Origin of the sequence: Pedobacter immunditicola (assembly GCF_037482985.1) — a bacterium.
Classification (GTDB): Bacteria; Bacteroidota; Bacteroidia; order Sphingobacteriales; family Sphingobacteriaceae; genus Pedobacter; species Pedobacter immunditicola.
This window is the reverse complement of the sequence record NZ_JBBHKC010000005.1, coordinates 280,988-297,347: the sequence shown is the minus strand read 5'-3', so window position 1 is coordinate 297,347 and position 16,360 is coordinate 280,988. Positions and strand designations below refer to the sequence as shown.

Genomic DNA, 16,360 nt, shown 5'->3' with positions numbered 1-16,360 from the left:
GTAAAATTTGTTAAATATTGTTAAATCTCGTCTTTTAAACAAATTGTTTGAAATCTTTGTTTTATAATCTCTACTTTTGTTAAAGCCAGATGAATAGAAAATCAAAAATAACGCTTTTTCTCTATACCTTATGCATTACTTGCATGAGTGTTCTTGCAAGTGCCAAGGTTTTTGCACAACCATCCGACAGTATTTCTTATACTGTTTCAAAAAAGAGAATAAACAATACCCCACAAATTAAAACAAACATTAAACCATACCGTCAATCTTTTGGTTTTATACCCTATAACACGTTTTTAACCGGTTCCACTAAAGCTGCAACAGTTAAGCAAGAGAAAATTTTAACAGTTGTAAAGGTTTACCCTAACCCTGTTGACGATCAGATTAACATCACCCTTAAATTAGAACGTGAAACTATATTAACGATAAAGATCATGGATTTATTGGGTAATGAAGTGATTACTTTGTCAAATGAACGTTATCCTTCCGGAGAATCTACGAAAAGTTTCAATATTCCTAATCGCTTAAATAGCGGCATTTACTTCCTGAGGGTTGTTGCAGGGGGAGAAACCAGTGTAAAACGCATCTCTGTTTTATAGTTTTCAGCTTTTTCTTTTCTACTTTTACAGGAAAACGAATAACTTGTTTGCTGCATGCTCGTGCAAGCACAATTACCACTATAAATATAATTTAAATGAAGATCATTGCCATTGGACGCAATTATGCGGCACACGCGAAAGAATTAAATAATCCGGTGCCTACCACGCCGGTTATTTTTATGAAACCTGATACAGCCCTGTTAAAAGATAATAAACCCTTTTATATCCCTGATTTTTCCAATGATATCCATTACGAACTGGAAGTAGTGTTAAAGATCTGTAAAGAAGGAAAACATATACAGGAAAAATTCGCAGCTAATTATTATGAAGAAATCGGTCTGGGAATAGATTTTACGGCAAGGGATATCCAAAGCCGGCACAAGGAAAAGGGCTTACCCTGGGAACTTGCCAAATCATTTGACAATTCTGCAGCCGTCAGTAATTTCATCCCCAAAACCCAGGTTGAAAACATTTATGACTTTGACTTTAAGCTAGATATCAACCAGGAAAACCGACAGCTAGGGAACACTAAAAACCTGCTTTTCTCGTTTGAAAAGATAATAGCATTTGTTTCTCAATACATCACGCTTAAAAAAGGCGATCTGATTTTTACCGGCACCCCTGAAGGAGTTGGCCAGGTTCTTGCCGGAGACCATCTGGAAGCCTGGCTGAATGGCGAGAAGCTTCTTAATTTTAATATAAAATAAGTTTAATGGTTAAATCGTCCACCTTAATTCTACTTCTTTCCTGTTCTTTCTTTTTCGCCAAGTCACAACCGCTGTACAGTACTAACAAATACCCGCTCGTTGACTTCAGGCCACCCATGGATATCCAGCCACCAGCATTATCGGGTTCATTTGGTGAGATAAGAGGCAACCACTTCCATTCAGGCATTGATTACAGAACAAACCAACGGGAGGGTTACCCGGTTTATGCCATTGCCGACGGCTACATTTCCAGGATAAAAGTTGAAAATAGTGGCTTCGGGCTTGCTTTATACCTCAACCATCCGAATGGTTTTACCTCAGTATATGGGCACCTGCAGCGTTTTAATCCAAAAATTAGCCAGCAGGTAGCGCAGCTTCAATACCAAAAGAAAAGCTTCCAGCTGGATGAATTTCCTTTTCCCACCCTCATCCCGGTGCGTAAAGGAGACCTGATCGCCTATTCGGGAAACCGTGGGAGCTCTGGTGGTCCGCACCTGCATTTTGAAATCCGCGATACCAAAACAGAAGCTACAGTTAACCCGCAGCTCTTTGGCCTGGAAATAGCAGACAATATTCCACCGGTAATTTATTCCATGTATGTGTACCGGCTCAACAATCAGCCCTTTAACGAATTCACACCTAAACAATATTACCAGGTAACAGGCGCTGCCGGAAAGTACCGCTTAAAAACTGTAAGCACCTTAAATATCGGCGGAGAGTTTGGTTTAGGGATTACCGTGACCGATAAACATAACGGTGCCTCGGGTACAAATGGTGTTTATTCTATACAACTGGAAGTAGATGGCAAAGTTGTTTATACCTCTGCCCTGGAGCGCTTTAAATTTGAAAATAGTAAAGGCGTAAATTCTCACATTGATTACCCTGCCTACGTCACGGCCAAACAAAGTATTCAGAAAAGTTTCGTTGATCCGGGCAACCCCTTACAGATCTATTACAACCTGGTAAACAATGGCCGCATTTCTTTTACAGACCAGGCTATTCATGATGTGAAGTATACGGTTACCGATAGTAAAGGTAACGAAAGCACCCTGCAGTTTAAAGTGCTGTCAGACCCGAAGGCAGTGATCCCAACAAAAGAACAGCCCGCCGGACTGCTATTCCCCTACAACCAGCTCAATGAATTTAACAACGGCGAGGTCAAAGTAAGCATCCCCAAGGGGGCACTGTATAATGACCTGAACTTTGTTTATGCTACCAAGCCTAAACCGGCTAGCAATGCTTTCAGTGCGATTCATGAAATCCACAATAAACTAACACCCTTACACACGGCCTTTGATTTGTGGATTAAAGCAGATTCTACTTTAACACCATTTATAGATAAAGCATTGATTGTGAACACCAACCGGGTTTCGCAGGGTGGAGCTTTTGAAAAAGGTTATATCAAAACCAAGGTACGGAATTTCGGAAGTTTCTTTATTGCGATAGATACTTTGGCGCCAACCATTGTGCCTTTAAACGTCAGTCAGGGAAAGAGTATGAAGGGTATCAGTAAAATGAGTTTCAAAATACGTGACAACCTTTCAGGTTTAAAAAGTTTTAATGGCTATATTGACGGCAAGTGGGTATTGATGGAATTCGACGCAAAAACGGCCACCTTATGGCATACTTTTGACCACCGTACTGCTGCCGGGAAACATACGGCAACCCTGGTGGTGGTAGATTTGAAAAACAACAGCAAAACGATTAACATTGATTTTTACAGATAACTATTAAACAATGAGCACATTAACAGCGGGACAAAAAGCTCCCGATTTTACAGCTAATGATCAACAGGGAAAGGCAGTTTCCCTGCAACAGTTTACAGGAAAAAAAGTTGTATTGTACTTTTACCCAAAAGATGATACCCCCGGTTGTACCGCAGAAGCTTGCGACTTCAGGGATAATTACCAGAGTTTAACAGCGCAGGATATTGTGGTCTTGGGCGTTAGCGTAGACGACGAAAAGTCGCATCAGAAATTTATCACTAAACACGACCTTCCTTTTACCTTACTGGCAGATACCGACAAGAAAATAGTTGAAGATTATGGCGTTTGGGTTGAAAAAAACAATTTCGGCAAGAAATACATGGGCATTGCTCGTAAAACTTTCCTGATTAATGAAGAGGGCGTAATTACCCATATCATCGACAAAGTTGACACAAAAAATGCTACAGCACAGGTTTTAGCGCTATTAAAATAAATCATATATCAACAAGTAAATATTACATTTGTTGTAATAACAGAATATATCATCTATTAAAAAACAATATATATTGATGAAACACACAATCAATGAATTAGAAGATATTGCTTCTCAAGTAAGAAGAGATATTGTAAGAATGGTTCATGGATGCCAATCCGGACATCCAGGAGGATCACTAGGCTGTGCAGATTTCCTGACTGCTTTGTATTTCGAGGCGATGAATCATTCGACAGATTTTAACATGGACGGCATTGGCGAAGATCTGTTCTTCTTGTCTAATGGTCACATCTCTCCTGTATGGTATAGCGTATTGGCCAGGGCTGGTTATTTTGACCCAAGTGAATTGGTGACTTTCAGAAAATTAAACACACGTTTACAGGGACACCCGACTACGCATGAGCACCTTCCGGGAATAAGGATTGCCTCGGGCTCTTTAGGCCAGGGATTATCGGTTGCTATCGGTACTGCTTTAGCTAAAAAACTGAATAAAGACAACTCACTTGTTTACACGTTGATGGGTGATGGTGAATTGCAGGAAGGTCAAAACTGGGAAGCGATCATGTTTGCTCCTCATAACAAGGTGGATAATTTAATTGCTACAGTAGATTACAACGGACAACAAATTGATGGGCCTACGGAGAAAGTTTTATCTCTTGAAAACCTGCAGGCTAAGTTTGAGGCTTTTGGCTGGCATGTAATTACCTCTGATGGTAATGACATGGACAATATTGTTAAAGCATTGCATTACGCTAAATCTTTAACAGGAAAAGGCAGGCCAATTTTGAATTTAATGAGCACGCAAATGGGCAGTGGTGTTGATTTCATGATGGGATCGCACAAATGGCATGGTGTTGCTCCTAATGATGAACAACTGGCTAACGCGCTAGCGCAATTAAACAGCACTTTACAAGACTACTAAAAAGAATCCCGTGAGAAAAAAATATACATACACTGAAAAAAAAGACACCCGCTCAGGTTTTGGCGCCGGACTGCTTGAAGCTGGAAAAAAGAATCCTGAGGTCGTTGCACTTTGTGCTGATCTTGTAGGTTCTTTAAAAATGGATGCCTTTATTAAAGAATTTCCTGAACGCTTTTTCCAGATCGGTATCGCCGAAGCTAACATGATTGGTATTGCGGCTGGATTAACGATTGGTGGTAAAATTCCTTTTACAGGAACTTTCGCCAATTTTTCCACTGGCCGTGTCTACGACCAGATCCGTCAGTCGGTAGCTTATTCAAATAAAAACGTAAAAATCTGCGCTTCGCATGCCGGTCTTACTTTAGGTGAGGATGGTGCTACGCATCAGATTTTAGAAGATATTGGCTTAATGAAAATGCTTCCGGGAATGACCGTGATCAACACTTGTGATTACAACCAGACTAAGGCAGCAACCATTGCTATTGCAGAATATGAAGGACCTGTTTACCTGCGTTTCGGCAGGCCGGTATTGCCTGTATTTACTCCCGCTGATCAGAAATTCGAGATCGGTAAGGCATGGATGGTTGACGAAGGCACTGATGTAACCATTATTGCTACCGGCCATATGGTATGGAAAGCCATCGAAGCTGGTGAACAACTAGCAGAAATGGGCATCCAGGCAGAGATTATCAATATCCACACCATTAAACCTTTAGATGAGGAAGCTATCCTTAAATCTATCAGAAAAACAGGTTGTGTGGTTACTGCTGAAGAGCATAATAAATTTGGCGGTCTGGGTGAAAGCGTTGCACGTCTGCTTTCTACGGAATTGCCTTCTCCACAAGAATTTGTAGCTGTTAACGACAGCTTTGGAGAAAGCGGTACACCTGATCAGTTAATGACCAAATATGGTTTGGATGCCATTAACATCGTCGAAGCAGCACAAAAAGTTATCAAAAGAAAATAAGATTTATGAAGCAGGTTGAAGACGCAGAAATTATCGCCAAATTCTCTCAGGAGAATACCCGCAATGAAGCCTTTAACCTGCTTTTAAACAAATACCAGCAGAAAATATACTGGCATATACGCCGCCTGGTGATCGACCATGATGATACCGATGACCTGGTGCAGGAGGTATTTATCAAAGTATGGAAAAACCTGGAAAAGTTCAGGAATGACTCTCAATTGTACACCTGGATCTACAGGATTGCCACTAATGAATCCATTACCTTCCTCAATAAGAAAAAACAAAAAAACAATACCCCTTTAGATGAAGTTTCTGCTGAACTTGCAGAAAGCCTTGTGGAAACCTCTTACTTTAACGGGGATAAAGTGGAATTGAAATTGCAGCAGGCCATATTAACTTTACCTGAAAAACAAAGGTTAGTTTTTAACATGAAGTTCTACGATGATTTGAAATACGAAGAAATTTCTGCCATTGTTGGAACCAGCGTAGGTGCCTTAAAAGCATCTTATCACATTGCTGTGAAAAAAATCGAAACATTTATGCTAAATGAAGACATTACCTTTTAAACCTTTTGCTATTTAATGCATCAATACATATGTTATGGATAACCACTTTACTGTACCGGAAAATTATTTTGAACAACTGAACAGGGATATTCAAACCCGTATTGCAGAAGAGAGATTAAAAGCACTTACTGATGGCAGAGGTTTTATTGTGCCGGATTTATATTTTGAACAACTCAGCAGCAGGATTGAGGCCAGATTAATACCAGAAGAAGATAAAAAAGCCGCTAAAGTTGTTCGTTTATGGAACAATGACTTGTTGAAGTATGCGACTGCAGCCTGTTTCATTCTCATTACAGCATTTGGGCTGTACCTGAATAACAGACCGGCAGAAACACCGGTGATGTCCGCAGAAATGGCTTCTGAACAATTCCTTTTGGATATTGATGAACAACTGATCCTGGATGAAGTAGGGGATCAGCAGCTCAGGCAAACCAATACCTCAGCATCAGAACAAGAACTTGAAACCTATATATTAAGCAATTATTCTTCAAATGAAATTGCTGCCAACTTCTGATCAAGCTTGTGAGCTCCATAAACGTTAAATAAAATCCTTAAGATGAAACAATTAATACTATTCGTTCTATTTATTTGTGTTGGCCATTATGCATCTGCGCAAAAGCCTAATGACAGAAGAAATGAAATAGAATCTTACAAAATTGCTTACCTGACACAGAAAATGGAACTTTCTCCTGAAGAGGCTAAAGTATTCTGGCCGATCTATAAAAACTGGCAGCAAGAGCAAATCAACCTGAGAAAGGAACGTAGCCAAAAGGTGATCAGTTACAGAAAAATTGAAGAGATCGAGAATTTAAGTGATAATGAGGTGCAAAGCCTGATTGCCAATGAGCTTACCATCAAACAGAAAGCATTGGATATTGAAAAGAAATATTATAACCAGCTGAAGTCTAAGCTGCCTATTAAAACGGTAGGAAAATATTATAGGGCGCAGGAAACATTTAAAAAGGAACTTCTTCACAGGTATAAAGATGGGAGAAGGTCAAATTAACCGGATATGAAAAAGGCAGCTGTAAAACAGCTGCCTTTTTTGATTTATAGACTGATATTATAATTGCTTGTCTAGCTTTTGAGCCAATACTGATTTTGGCACAGCACCAACTTGCTTATCTACTACCTCACCACCTTTGAAGTATAATAAAGCAGGAATATTACGAATTCCAAACTGCGTAGAGATTTGTGGATTGTTATCTACGTTTACTTTTCCAACAATAGCTTTTCCTTCGTATTCTTTGGAAATTTCATCTACAACTGGACCAACCATGCGACAAGGGCCACACCACTCTGCCCAAAAGTCAACTAATACGGGTTTATCTGATTTTAAAACAAGCTCTTCAAAGTTTGCATCCGTGATTTCTATAGCCATAATTTCTATTTTTATATATTAGATTCTAAAATTAACAGGTTCAGCACCTATTCGCAAATATTTTTTATCAACTGACTGCGGTGCTCTCTGATACAAAGATAGGAGCAATACTAATGCCACCAACAAATCAATGCCAAAATGACACTAGTTCAACTTATAATTCCCCACCTGCAGACTTTCCAATTGACTCATAAAATGATTATCGGGGTTAATTTTTATTGACTTTGAAGGCATTGTCAATCGTATATTCTGCTCACGATCATACACTTCAAAATCCAATTTACAGTTTTGTTGCTCTGTATTTACTTTGTTATCCTCAATAATAGCATTCACTTCCCTAATAAATTCTTCATTGATTTGTTCTATCGGAATTTGAATAGTAATACATTTCGCCAACTTATCCCTTAAATCAGATAATAGCGCAATAGAGGTAATTTTAAATTCCCAGTCACCTTCTTTGCGGAAGCGCTCTCCTACCCTGCCCCTGATCTGCAGAAAATAACCATCGGTAAGGAACTGTTTAAACTTAATGAAATCCTCGCCAAACAATGCCAGCTCACAGCTATCATCGTAATCTTCAAAAACGATGGTACCAAAAGGTTTACCAGTCCTGGTCATGCGCTGCTCAGCAAGCACCACCAGACCACCAATAACCAGTTCCTTGTTTTTTAAGGTCTCAAATTCTGCCAGCACCTCCTCATTGGTGTCGCCGGTTCTGATCTTATTGATCACACTGAGGTGTTTAACCGTTTGCAGACAGAAGTTTTTAAGTTCGAATTTATAATTATCCAGCGGGTGACCACTTAAAAATATCCCGATAGCATCTTTTTCATATTTAAGCCTGTCGATAATACTCCATTCTGGAGCGGCAGGTAAAGAAGGTTCTAAAATTAGGTCAGCAATGGAGCCGCCGAATAAAGAAGATTGTGCCGAAGATTCATTGTTCTGGAAGTCATTGGCATATTTAATCAACTTTTCAATACCATTCAATTTATCATTAATGCCGACGAAGAAATACTGTGCTCTGTGGAAACCGAAACTATCGAAGGCACCACTGTGGACAAAACTTTCATAAGCTTTTTTATTAACGGTCCTCGTATTTGACCGCTTTGCAAAGTCGTATACACTGGTAAAGAACCCTTTGGCATTTCGTTCCTCGATGATACTCTCCACGGCCTTTTCTCCTACACCTTTCACACCCGATAAGCCGAAACGAACTTCGCCCCGATCGTTGACAGAGAATTTAATGTCCGATTCATTAACATCAGGACCAAGCACCTGAACATCCATCTGGCGGCACTCTTCCATAAAGAAGGCCACTTGCTTAATGTCGTTCATGTTATTGGTAAGTACAGCCGCCATATACTCTGCAGGATAATGCGCTTTTAAATAAGCTGTCTGGTAAGCAATCCAGGCATAGCAGGTAGAGTGGGATTTGTTGAAAGCATAGGATGCAAAGGCTTCCCAGTCTTTCCATATTTTTTCCAGCACCTGTGGCGAATGGCCTTTCTCGGCAGCCTGTGCTACAAATTTCGGCTTCATCTTATCGAGGACCTCTTTTTGCTTCTTACCCATGGCCTTACGCAGCACGTCGGCCTCACCTTTGGTAAACCCAGCAAGTTTCTGCGAAAGCAGCATCACCTGCTCCTGGTATACGGTAATACCGTAGGTTTCTTTTAAATATTCTTCACAAGCATCAAGGTCATATTTGATCTCCTCTTCACCGTTCTTTCTACGTACGAAACTTGGAATATATTCCAGCGGTCCCGGGCGGTACAGGGCATTCATGGCAATTAAATCTGCAAAAACTGTAGGTTTTAATTCCTTCATGTACTTCTGCATCCCGTTAGACTCGTATTGGAAGATACCTATCGTTTCACCACGCTGGAACAGCTCGTAAGTCTTCTGGTCATCGATAGGGAATTCATCAGGATCGAGCTCAATACCACTTCGTAGCTTCACCAGCTTCACCGTATCCTTGATCAGGGTAAGGGTCTTTAAACCCAGAAAATCCATTTTCAGTAAGCCGGCACTTTCCACCACCGAGTTGTCGAACTGCGTAACATACAGGTCTGAATCTTTCGCGGTCGCCACAGGCACAAAATTGGTGATGTCATCAGGGGTGATAATAACCCCACAGGCATGGATACCAGTATTTCTTAAAGAACCTTCTAATATCTGCGCCTGCGAAATCGTCTCCGCACTAAGGTCTTTGGCATTCGCAATAGACTTGAGCTCTACAACACGTTCATATTCATCAGGCCGCAGGGACTCCTTTAATGTTTTCTCATCCAGGTTGAAGATCTTGGCAAGCTTCATATTAGGAATGAGCTTGGCAATCCTGTTGGCATCAAATAGCGGCAAATCCAACACCCTGGCGGTATCTTTGATAGATGATTTGGCGGCCATGGTACCATAGGTGATGATTTGAGCCACCTGGTTGGAACCATATTTCTTGATTACGTAATCCATTACCCTGCCCCGACCTTCATCATCAAAGTCAATATCGATATCGGGCATGGATACCCGGTCAGGATTTAAGAAACGCTCAAAAAGCAAATCGTACTTAATGGGGTCGATATTGGTAATCCACAGGCAATAAGCTACCGCCGAACCAGCGGCAGATCCCCTGCCCGGACCAACGGATACATCAAGTCTACGCGCTTCCGCAATGAAATCCTGCACAATCAGGAAGTAACCCGGGTAACCGGTTTTTTCAATGGTTTGCAACTCAAAATCCAGTCGCTCCGCAATTTCCGGGGTAATCTCACCGTAACGCTTACGGGCACCCACATAAGCAAGGTGACGCAGGTATTTATTTTCACCCCTTTTGCCACCGTCCGTTTCATCTTCAGGCACCAGGAATTCTTCAGGGATACCGAACTTAGGTAATAAAACTTCTCTGGCTAATTTATAGATCTCTATTTTATCGACTATTTCCTGAATATTGAGGATCGCTTCGGGCAAATCGGCAAAGAGCGTTTTCATCTCTTTACCAGATTTGAAATAATATTCCTGGTTAGGAAGTCCGTAGCGGAAACCGCGGCCACGACCAATTGGTGTCGCCTGTTTCTCTCCGTCTTTTACACATAATAAAATATCATGTGCGTTGGCGTCCTTTTTATTAATGTAATAGGTATTATTGGTAGCGACAATTTTTACCTCATGTTTTCTGGCGAGGGCAACTAAAGTTTTGTTAACAATATTTTCATCCTCCTGGTTGTGACGCATCACCTCCACATAAAAATCAGCACCGAACTTCTCTTTCCACCAAATCAAAGCTTCTTCAGCCTGGTTTTCACCAACGTTTAACAGCTTACTGGAAATCTCCCCATACAAGTTGCCAGAAAGGACAAGGATATCCTCCTTGTATTGCTCAATGACATTCCTGTCAATGCGGGGCACATAATAAAATCCTTTTGTGTAAGCAATGGAGGACATCTTCGCCAGGTTATGGTAACCGACCTTAGTTTTAGCAAGGAGCACCATCTGGAAGCCATTGTCTTTGCGGCTTTTATCAAGGTGGTTTTCACACACGAAAAACTCACAACCCACAATAGGTTTAATAATTACTTCTGTGGGTGTTTCTCCCTGTTCTATGGCTGCTTTATTTTTCGCTTCGACCGCTTTGTTATGGTTAAGAATCTGGCTTACGAAATGAAAGGCACCCATCATATTGGCGTGGTCAGTCATGGCCACTGCAGGCATTTTATCTGCAGCTGCAGCTTTAATCAGCGCAGGGATATTGATAGTCGATTGCAATACTGAAAACTGGGTATGGTTATGCAGGTGCACAAATGTGGCATCCGCCAGCTCCAGTGTATTTTCTTTGAGTGTTTGTTTAGATATTTCACCACCTTCAGCTTTTTTAAGTCTTGCTCTGATGACCTCAGAAGCTTGCTTCAGGTTAATGTGCTTCAGTCCTGTTTTTTGAAACAGACCGGGATTAAATTCTTTAAAGGCTTTGATGTACTCAGGGCCCCTGCGTAATTGTTCAGGCTTATAACCGTCGATTTTTAACAGCTGCAGGAAACACCTGGTAGTGGCCTCCACATCGGCCGTAGCATTGTGGGCCTCGTTAAAAGGCTCACCAAATAAATATTGGTGCAGTTCGGTAAGAGTAGGAAGTTTGAATCTTCCGCCACGGCCCCCTGGCAGTTTCAGCAATTCTGCAGTAATTTCTGTACAGGTATCTAACACAGGGATTTCGGCAAGTTTGTTTTCAACGCCGAGGCGATAGAACTCACAGCCCATAATATTGAGGTCGAAACCAAGGTTCTGGCCCACTACAAACTCCGCTTTAGCTAAAGCAATATTGAATTTAGCCAGGACCTCTTCCAATGCGATGCCCTGCTCCTGTGCCAGCTCCGTAGATATCCCATGAATACGTTCAGCATCATATGGGATGTTGAAACCATCCGGGCGTATGAGATAATCCTGATTTTCTATCAGCCTGCCATACTCATCATGGAGTTGCCATGCAATTTGAATACATCGCGGCCAGTTAGCGGTATCAGTAATGGGCGCATTATAATTGCCTGGTAAACCAGTAGTCTCGGTGTCAAAAATCAAATACATATCAGGCGTAAAATTACAGAATTTTTAGCACCCAAGAGAGGAGTATTTTTTAATGAACAGGGGTTTTGTCTTTATGCTGAGGCTTATGTTCCTGGGAAACCAACCTTGCGGTATCATAACCTTTTGCTTTACAACGACTAATAATCTCATCGAGCAAATCTTTAGGTAAGGCTGGTTTTCTTGCCATAATAAAAAGGGATTTATGTTCAGGGTGGCCCACTACCACATAGGAGTAATCTTCAGGGAGTTCGATGATCCAATAATCTACTTTGAAAGGCCATATATACTGTGCTTTATACTCCGCATTACCTGTGCCCCGCACGGTGAACAGTTTTGAGCGCATGTATTTTTGTTTGTCTTCACCAACAACTTTGTAAGTAGTAAATACGGCATAGTAGCCGTCAGGATGTATGACGTAAGTCATTGTAGTTTGCCTCCAGTGCGTATCCATAAAAGTGGGTATGGAAAACAGGGAATACCACTTTCCTGCAAAGGATAGCACATCTACTTTTTCTACAGGCATATTATCCATGATCGGTTTTGTTAATTTACTATGAAGCAAATGTAAATTCTTTATCATAAAACCCGTGAGCAAACATAAAGTTTTAAAAAGCATTTTTTATAAAGGCCGAATTTTATACCTTGTTCAAATATTGAAAGCATTCAATAAATTAACTGATTTTGAAATTATCATCGGCTTACAACCAGGAACAATGATGATAGCTGATGATAGCTTCCTTAACGTTTAAAATAAACATACCCATGAAAATAACTGTTGTAGGAGCTGGAGCTGTTGGCGCAACTTGCGCTGATAATATTGCCAGAAAAGAATTAGCACAGGAACTTGTATTATTAGACATCAAAGAAGGCTTTGCTGAAGGTAAAGCGATAGACATGATGCAAACAGCCGCACTTCTGGGCTTTGATACAAAGATTACCGGCGTAACCAATGACTACAGCAAAACTGCAGGATCAGCAGTTGCAGTTATTACATCAGGTTTGCCTCGTAAACCGGGAATGACAAGGGAAGAACTTATCGGGATTAATGCGGGGATTGTTAAAGGTGTGGCCGAGAATATTTTGAAGTACTCTCCGGAGGCTATTATCATCGTGATCAGCAACCCTATGGATACCATGACTTACCTTGCACTGAAATCGCTGGGTATACCTAAAAACAGGATTATCGGCATGGGTGGTACGCTGGACAGTGCACGTTTCAAGTATTACTTAAGTGTTGCTTTAAATTGTAGCGCCAGCGACCTGCAGGGTTTTGTGATCGGCGGCCATGGCGATACCACCATGATCCCGTTAACGCGTTATGCTACTTACCAAAGTTTGCCGGTAACTTCCCTTTTGGATGAAGCTACCTTAAATAAAGTTGCTGCCGACACCATGGTGGGCGGTGCCACACTGACCGGCTTGATTGGAACTTCTGCCTGGTATGCTCCAGGTGCTGCAGGTGCTGCTTTAGTGGAAAGCATAGTCCGCGATGAAAAGAAATTATTCACTTGCTGCGTTGCGCTGGAAGGTGAATACGGACAAACGGACATTTGTTTGGGCGTACCCGTTATTGTGGGCAAAAATGGATGGGAATCTATAATTGATTATGAATTAAGTGATACCGAAGAAGCCGCATTTAACAAAAGTGCTGAAGCGGTTAGAAATATGAATAACGTATTGAGCGAGATGAAACTAATCTAAAACATGAGAACGATTACTGTTCCATTAAGGCTCATCAATTTACAGGACGACGGTTTCCACCTTTTGGTGGAAATTGTTGTTTTTGGAGAAACTCATCTTGCTGTTGTGGATACCGGGGCCTCGAGAACAGTATTTGACAATGCTATTCTGGATAAACACCTTACGGAGTTGGTCATTCATGAAGATCCGCATGAAGAAGAACACCAGGCAACAACTTTATTCAGCACTTCTAAAACAGTGCTGGCTACTTTCCCATTACTGAAGTTAGGAAAGCTGATCATCAGGGAATATACTGCCGTAGGGCTGGACCTTCAAAGTGTTAACCAAACCTATGAACATTTAGGGCATCCGGTAATTGCTGCGATTCTAGGCGGGGATATCCTCTTACAATACCATGCGGTGATCAATTATAAAACACTTACGCTGAAGCTTTATAAATAGGAATCAACCTGGTTGTTTCCTTACCGGTTATAACGGCATTTTATGTTGCTGCTTAAACCTTGAAGATGAGCTAAATCAATAACCATAAAAAAGCCGGATCATTTTGTCAATGATCCGGCTTTTTTGTTAAGAGAAAATAACTCAGGAATTTTGATTAAGCATCAATCTTAGCATATTTAGCATTTCTTTCAATGAATTCACGTCTTGGAGCCACCTCATCACCCATTAACATGGAGAAAGTGTGATCGCATTCCGCCGCATTATCAATAGTTGCCTGTAATAAAGTACGGTTTGCCGGATTTAAGGTAGTATCCCATAATTGCTCAGCGTTCATCTCACCCAGACCTTTGTAACGTTGAATGTGAACACTCTCTTCTTTACCGGCACCTTTTAATCGTTGAACTGCCTGATCGCGTTGCTGGTCATTCCAGCAATACTCCTGCTCTTTACCTTTTTTAACGAGGTATAAAGGCGGCGCAGCGATGTAAACATAACCTGCTTCAATTAAAGCTTTCATGTAACGGAAAAAGAAAGTTAAGATTAACGTGGTAATGTGTGAACCATCAATATCCGCATCCGTCATGATCACGATTTTATGGTAACGGAGTTTGGTAATGTTTAAGGCTTTATCATCTTCTGGAGTACCAATACTCACACCAAGTGCAGTAAACATATTCTTGATCTCGTCATTTTCGTAGATCTTATGTTCCATGGCTTTTTCCACGTTCAGGATCTTACCTTTTAAAGGAAGGATAGCCTGAAAATTACGATCACGGCCTTGTTTTGCCGTTCCACCCGCCGAATCTCCCTCGACAAGGTAAATTTCACATTTCTCAGGATCAGTATCAGAACAATCCGCAAGTTTTCCCGGAAGTCCTGAACCGCCCATAACGCTTTTGCGTTGGACCATTTCCCTTGCCTTACGGGCAGCGGCACGAGCGGTGGCAGCAAGAACAACTTTATTGATGATGATCTTGGCTTCTCTCGGATTTTCTTCGAGGTAATTGTTCAAAGCCTCGCCAACGGCAATATCAACTGCCCCCATCACTTCAGAGTTACCTAATTTAGTTTTAGTCTGACCTTCAAATTGTGGTTCCTGTACTTTAACGGAAATCACAGCGGTAAGGCCTTCACGGAAATCATCACCGGTAATTTCTATCTTCAAGTTTTTTAACAAACCAGATTTATCAGCATAAGCCTTTAAAGTCCGGGTTAAACCCCTTCTGAAACCAGCAATGTGAGTACCACCTTCATAAGTATTAATGTTATTCACATAGGAATGCACATTTTCCGAATAACTGTCGTTGTATTGCAAGGCCAGTTCTACAGGAATGCCATTTTTAATTCCTTCCACATAGATAGGCTCCTCGATTAACGAAGGGCGGTTACCATCCAGAAACTGAACGAATTCTTTTAAACCACCTTCAGAATAGAAAAGTTCTGTTTTATAGTCTCCGTTATCATCTTCATCACGCTCGTCGCTCAAGGTAAGCTTGATCCCTTTATTCAGGTAAGCAAGCTCTCTTAACCTTGCGGCTAAAGTATCATAACGGTATTCAGTTGTTTGTGTAAAGATGGTATCATCGGGAGTAAAGGTAACTATGGTACCCCTTTTGTCGGTGTCGCCTATACATTTTACTTCATATAAAGGCTTCCCGATATTATATTCCTGCACCCAGATTTTACCGTCACGGTGAACTTCAGCCTTAAGGTGTGTAGAAAGTGCGTTAACACAACTCACCCCCACCCCGTGTAAACCACCGGAAACCTTGTAAGTATCCTTGTCAAATTTACCACCGGCATGTAAAACAGTCATTACAATTTCCAGTGCTGATTTTTGTTCTTTAGTATTGATTCCTGTTGGAATACCACGACCATTATCCTCCACGCGGATGGAGTTGTCTTTTAAAATATAAACCTGAATTGTATCTGCGTGTCCAGCTAATGCCTCATCGATCGAGTTATCGACTACCTCATAAACCAAGTGGTGTAACCCTCTGGCTCCTGTATCTCCTATATACATTGAAGGGCGCTTCCGCACCGCTTCTAATCCTTCTAACACCTGTATATTATCTGCCGAATAATTTGACTTTAAATCGTGTTCTTCGCTCATATATGTTCTTAAAAAATTAAACACAAAAATAACCATTTAAGCGCAAAAAACGGCACGTGTGGATAACTATTTGACTTAAATACAGCATAAAGCCATGTAAAAATCACTCTTTTTTAGGATACTAAATTTGAAATTTTATATTTGCTAAAATTTACCATGTTAGAACTCCTTATTCAGCTATAATAC

15 protein-coding genes are annotated in these 16,360 nt (G+C 41.0%); 11 read left to right on the top strand and 4 right to left on the bottom strand.

Annotated features, from left to right (window positions below; genetic code table 11):
• The first annotated feature begins 89 nt into the window (after positions 1–89).
• From WG905_RS10770 to WG905_RS10730, 9 genes are all read left to right on the top strand, one after another.
• Positions 90–599 carry a T9SS type A sorting domain-containing protein gene (locus WG905_RS10770; protein WP_339591719.1) on the top strand — a complete coding sequence of 170 codons (510 nt, stop codon included), beginning with the start codon at positions 90–92 and terminating at the stop codon, positions 597–599.
• Between the two features lie 95 nt (positions 600–694).
• A complete protein-coding gene (locus WG905_RS10765; protein ID WP_339591718.1) occupies positions 695–1,306 on the top strand; it encodes a fumarylacetoacetate hydrolase family protein in 612 nt (203 codons plus the stop codon).
• A 5-nt stretch (positions 1,307–1,311) separates the two neighbouring features.
• Positions 1,312–3,033, top strand: coding sequence for a M23 family metallopeptidase (locus WG905_RS10760; protein WP_339591717.1), 1,722 nt, complete (start codon positions 1,312–1,314; stop codon positions 3,031–3,033).
• A gap of 10 nt (positions 3,034–3,043) precedes the next feature.
• Positions 3,044–3,505 carry a thioredoxin-dependent thiol peroxidase gene (gene bcp / locus WG905_RS10755; RefSeq protein ID WP_339591716.1) on the top strand — a complete coding sequence of 154 codons (462 nt, stop codon included), beginning with the start codon at positions 3,044–3,046 and terminating at the stop codon, positions 3,503–3,505.
• Between the two features lie 55 nt (positions 3,506–3,560).
• Complete coding sequence (locus tag WG905_RS10750) at positions 3,561–4,427, top strand: transketolase (protein WP_339591837.1); 867 nt, start codon at positions 3,561–3,563, stop codon at positions 4,425–4,427.
• A gap of 10 nt (positions 4,428–4,437) precedes the next feature.
• Positions 4,438–5,394, top strand: a complete 957-nt coding sequence (locus WG905_RS10745) for a transketolase family protein (protein WP_339591715.1) — start codon at positions 4,438–4,440, stop codon at positions 5,392–5,394.
• Positions 5,395–5,399: 5 nt separating this feature from the next.
• Entirely contained in the window at positions 5,400–5,960 is a 561-nt protein-coding gene (locus WG905_RS10740; protein ID WP_339591714.1) for an RNA polymerase sigma factor, read from the top strand.
• Positions 5,961–5,994: 34 nt separating this feature from the next.
• The gene (locus WG905_RS10735; RefSeq protein ID WP_339591713.1) at positions 5,995–6,474 is read left to right on the top strand and encodes a hypothetical protein; all 480 of its coding nucleotides are present in this window, start codon (positions 5,995–5,997) and stop codon (positions 6,472–6,474) included.
• A 42-nt stretch (positions 6,475–6,516) separates the two neighbouring features.
• Positions 6,517–6,966, top strand: a complete 450-nt coding sequence (locus WG905_RS10730) for a hypothetical protein (protein WP_339591712.1) — start codon at positions 6,517–6,519, stop codon at positions 6,964–6,966.
• Positions 6,967–7,023: 57 nt separating this feature from the next.
• Here WG905_RS10730 and trxA read toward each other — a convergent pair whose 3' ends face one another.
• The 3 genes from trxA to WG905_RS10715 form a co-directional block, all read right to left on the bottom strand.
• Positions 7,024–7,341, bottom strand: a complete 318-nt coding sequence (gene trxA / locus WG905_RS10725; RefSeq protein WP_339591711.1) for a thioredoxin — start codon at positions 7,339–7,341, stop codon at positions 7,024–7,026.
• 144 nt (positions 7,342–7,485) lie between these two features.
• Positions 7,486–11,919 carry a DNA polymerase III subunit alpha gene (dnaE, locus tag WG905_RS10720; RefSeq protein WP_339591710.1) on the bottom strand — a complete coding sequence of 1,478 codons (4,434 nt, stop codon included), beginning with the start codon at positions 11,917–11,919 and terminating at the stop codon, positions 7,486–7,488.
• Between the two features lie 49 nt (positions 11,920–11,968).
• Positions 11,969–12,451 (bottom strand): lipocalin family protein, encoded by a 483-nt coding sequence (locus tag WG905_RS10715; RefSeq protein ID WP_339591709.1) that lies wholly within the window; start codon positions 12,449–12,451, stop codon positions 11,969–11,971.
• A gap of 230 nt (positions 12,452–12,681) precedes the next feature.
• On the opposite strand from WG905_RS10715, the gene mdh reads away from it, so the two are divergent.
• On the top strand, positions 12,682–13,620 hold the full coding sequence (gene mdh, locus WG905_RS10710; RefSeq protein ID WP_339591708.1) for a malate dehydrogenase: 939 nt from the start codon (positions 12,682–12,684) through the stop codon (positions 13,618–13,620).
• A 3-nt stretch (positions 13,621–13,623) separates the two neighbouring features.
• Positions 13,624–14,061, top strand: coding sequence for an aspartyl protease family protein (locus WG905_RS10705; RefSeq protein WP_339591707.1), 438 nt, complete (start codon positions 13,624–13,626; stop codon positions 14,059–14,061).
• 154 nt (positions 14,062–14,215) lie between these two features.
• On the opposite strand, the gene gyrB is transcribed toward WG905_RS10705, so the two are convergent.
• Positions 14,216–16,174, bottom strand: coding sequence for a DNA topoisomerase (ATP-hydrolyzing) subunit B (gene gyrB, locus WG905_RS10700; RefSeq protein WP_339591706.1), 1,959 nt, complete (start codon positions 16,172–16,174; stop codon positions 14,216–14,218).
• Between the last annotated feature and the right edge of the window lie 186 nt (positions 16,175–16,360).

Bases quoted from the DNA above. Each gene is read 5' to 3' on its own strand.
- WG905_RS10760 (WP_339591717.1), top strand. From the start codon at position 1,312: ATGGTTAAATCGTCCACCTTAATTCTACTTCTTTCCTGTTCTTTCTTT.
- WG905_RS10765 (WP_339591718.1), top strand. From the start codon at position 695: ATGAAGATCATTGCCATTGGACGCAATTATGCGGCACACGCGAAAGAA.
- WG905_RS10715 (WP_339591709.1), bottom strand. From the start codon at position 12,451: ATGGATAATATGCCTGTAGAAAAAGTAGATGTGCTATCCTTTGCAGGA.
- trxA (WP_339591711.1), bottom strand. From the start codon at position 7,341: ATGGCTATAGAAATCACGGATGCAAACTTTGAAGAGCTTGTTTTAAAA.
- mdh (WP_339591708.1), top strand. From the start codon at position 12,682: ATGAAAATAACTGTTGTAGGAGCTGGAGCTGTTGGCGCAACTTGCGCT.
- WG905_RS10740 (WP_339591714.1), top strand. From the start codon at position 5,400: ATGAAGCAGGTTGAAGACGCAGAAATTATCGCCAAATTCTCTCAGGAG.
- WG905_RS10705 (WP_339591707.1), top strand. From the start codon at position 13,624: ATGAGAACGATTACTGTTCCATTAAGGCTCATCAATTTACAGGACGAC.
- bcp (WP_339591716.1), top strand. From the start codon at position 3,044: ATGAGCACATTAACAGCGGGACAAAAAGCTCCCGATTTTACAGCTAAT.
- gyrB (WP_339591706.1), bottom strand. From the start codon at position 16,174: ATGAGCGAAGAACACGATTTAAAGTCAAATTATTCGGCAGATAATATA.
- dnaE (WP_339591710.1), bottom strand. From the start codon at position 11,919: ATGTATTTGATTTTTGACACCGAGACTACTGGTTTACCAGGCAATTAT.
- WG905_RS10735 (WP_339591713.1), top strand. From the start codon at position 5,995: ATGGATAACCACTTTACTGTACCGGAAAATTATTTTGAACAACTGAAC.
- WG905_RS10730 (WP_339591712.1), top strand. From the start codon at position 6,517: ATGAAACAATTAATACTATTCGTTCTATTTATTTGTGTTGGCCATTAT.
- WG905_RS10770 (WP_339591719.1), top strand. From the start codon at position 90: ATGAATAGAAAATCAAAAATAACGCTTTTTCTCTATACCTTATGCATT.